Here is a 3,297-nt window from a genome sequence, read left to right as displayed (position 1 = left end):
CATAAGTGCCTCCTGCCTTCTGTCTTTCCTGATAACTGTTTAACCGGATTTGATATGAAGTACAGATATTATAGCGCTACGCTCTAGGGAACAGGGAACAGGGAACAGGGAATAGCAAACTGTAAAAGGGTTTTAGGATTGAAAAATGTCCTAATATCAAATTGGGTTAAACAGTTATAGAATCGTTAACTCCTCCTGAATTAACTCACCCCTCGCCCCTCCCCCTCCCAGGAGGGGAGGGGAAGTCAGGAGGACCGAGTCAGGAGGAGAGAGAATTACAAAGATGAGCGTAGTTATGACGATTGGAGAATTTTTTTATGTCCAATAAAACAGATTTGATATAACCAATTTTTGTAGCGCTATAACAATTAAATTTTCCCAGTTCAGGCATCTTGCCCGCTATATATAAATCAGGCGTTGGTGAATTATTGTATGATATTAACCTTAATTACTTAGGAGTCAGGAGAAAGAAATGTGCTTTTTGGTCAATTCAGTAAAGACAATATCTCATCTTGCCATTCAAAGAATTACTCTTAATTTACCTAAATTACTGATTTCATACCTCCAATCACCAATGCCATAAATCAAAAGGGGCAGCCATAAAATGCTACCCCAAAAAAATCGATCGGATGCCCTTTGAGACTACAGCTATCTAACGATAAAAGTTGTTGACCCTATTTACCATATTATTCTTGATAAATAAAACCGCTACATCCCAATAGCGATCGTCTGTATCTTTAATATCGCACTTAATTTTCCATTCTTCATCCTCAACAACAGGCATGATCGTCAATGCTGAAGCTTTGTGTTTTTGCTTTGCTCCGGAATTAAATCCGGCAATAACTGCAGTCCATTCTGACGCTGAATATCCAGTTTTGATTGTGGGATTACCTTTGACCTGATAAGTCCGATATTCCATAGGTTTTTGGGTAGTATCAGTTTCATCAGTCGTTGATGTGGCGTCTGTTTCACCAGTCGTTGATGTAGTAGCAGGTTGATTTACTTTCATTAGTTCGTTAATTTCCTCTTGAGATAACACTCGGTCATAAATTCGCAGATGAGCAACTTTACCCTCATAGAACCCATAACCACAACCCAATTTAATTTGAGTAATTTGACTTAATTCTTGATCTTTACCTGTAACAGTTTGCCACAGACTACCATTGAGATAGATTTTCATCTCACCGGTAGTAATATTCTTTGTAAATACCCAGTGATTCCATTTACCCTTAAAATCAGAGACTTGAGCTAATTGTTCAATTCTGTCAAAAGAAGAGGTTTTATTTCCACAATCAAAGTATACGGTACTGTCTGACCACGGTAAGTGAATATTAACTACCCTGTTATTAGTTTTATCTTCTGCTAACAAAATAGAGCTTTGTTTGGGTAGAGACTCTCCGCCATTTGCCCAAAAACTAATTGTGAGTTCATTAGTTTCGGGAATAGCGGTTGGGGGTAGTTCGATATAATCATCTACTCCATCAAAACCTATACAATCGCCAAAGTTAGGGTCAGCTATGACTTCAGCACCATAAACTTTGCCATTGAGTGTTCCATCTGAGGCATCAACTACTTCTTTTTCTTTTGCTGAGTTTTCTACTATTTCATTGAGTGGGAGATGGAGGTGTAAACCACTATTTATATCTATAGGTTTAGGAGTTTGATCCGTTGTTGATGTGCTATCGGTTTCACCAGTAGTCTCAGTCTCATCCGTTGTTGATGTGCTATCGGTTTCACCAGTAGTCTCAGTCTCATCCGTTGTTGATGTGCTATCGGTTTCACCAGTAGTCTCAGTCTCATCCGTTGTTGATGTGCTATCGGTTTCACCAGTAGTCTCAGTCTCATCCGTTGTTGATGTGCTATCGGTTTCACCAGTAGTACCAGTCTCATCCGTTATTGATGTGCTGTCGGTTTCACCAGTAGTACCAGTCTCATCCGTTATTGATGTGCTGTCGGTTTCACCAGTAGTACCAGTCTCATCCGTTGTTGATGTGCTGTCGGTTTCACCAGTAGTACCAGTCTCATCCGTTGTTGACGTGCTATCTGTTTCACCAGTGGTCTCAGTCTCATCAGTTGTTGGTGTAGTGTCAGTTTCACCAGTGGTCTCATCAACTGTCATCAATTCGTTAATTTCTTCTGGAGATAATACTCGGTCATAAATTCGTAGATGAGCAACTTTACCATTATAAAAACCATAACCACAACCAAATTTAACCTGAGTAATTGAGCTTAGAGGATTTTCTTTACCAACACCACTTTGCCACAAACTACCATTAAGATAGATTTTCATCTCACCCGTAGCCACATTCTTGGTAAATACCCAGTATGTCCATCGATCTTTAAAGTCACTTGCCTGGGATGGTTTTTCGATACGGTCATAACTATTATCAGTAGTAGTTGTATTTCCACAATCAAAGTATACGTTACTATTTGACCAAGGTAAATGAATGTTGACTACCCTGTGATTACTTTTATCTTGTGCCAAGATAATAGAATTCTGATTAGGTAGAGACTTGCCGCCATTTGCCCAGAAACTAATTGTAATTTCACCAGTTTCGGGAATAGTTGCTGTAGGAAGTTCGATATAATCCTTCGTACCATCAAAGTTGATACAGTTGCCAAAGCGATCGTCTGCTACAACTGTTGCACCATTAACTTTACCATTGAGTTTTCCTGCTGATATATCAACAACTTCTTTTTCTTTAGCAGCATTTTCGACAATTTCATTCAATGGCAGATGCAGTTGTAAACCACGATTAATATCCATAGGTGGAGGAGTTCCATCCACTTTCATACATTCATTAATCTCTTCAGGAGATAATGCTCGGTTATACATCCGCAGATGCGACATTTTGCCATGAAAAAATCCATCTGCTGACCAGTTACTATCACCAATATAATTTTTAGTGCGATTAAGATTATTAGGTAGATGTACTAAACCACTCTGTACTTCTTCACCATTCTTGTAGATTTTGCCACTACCTGACCCATCAACGGTTACTGTTAAATAAAGCCACTGGTTCAACTCTAGCATTCCATCCACTTTAATCCTGTTTCGAGTAGCACCTTGATAAACATCGAAGACTAAATTCTGAGTAGTACTTTCATTCGCAAACAGAATGTTGTTGTTACCTGGACCTTTTCCAAAATCAATAATTCTCGACCAACTCTTGAAACTGCTATAGTGTACCCAAGCTTCGACAGTCAAACCTTGTGAATAGTCAATATTCATTGCTGGCATTTGGATATAATCATCCACACCGTCAAAACTTAGACAATTGCCAAGTTTGGAGTCTG

Annotated in this window: 1 protein-coding gene; it reads right to left on the bottom strand. The window is 39.0% G+C overall.

Annotated elements, in window-relative coordinates:
* Window positions 1-652: 652 nt before the first annotated feature.
* Window positions 653-3,297: LamG domain-containing protein (locus F6K13_RS24990; protein WP_287288702.1), on the bottom strand; the 2,645-nt coding region annotated here is incomplete at its 5' end.

Origin of the sequence: Okeania sp. SIO2B9, assembly GCF_010672505.1 — a bacterium.
GTDB lineage: Bacteria > Cyanobacteriota > Cyanobacteriia > Cyanobacteriales > Microcoleaceae > Okeania > Okeania hirsuta.
Note: the sequence above shows the minus strand (reverse complement) of the source record. Positions and strands in the feature narration are given on the sequence as shown.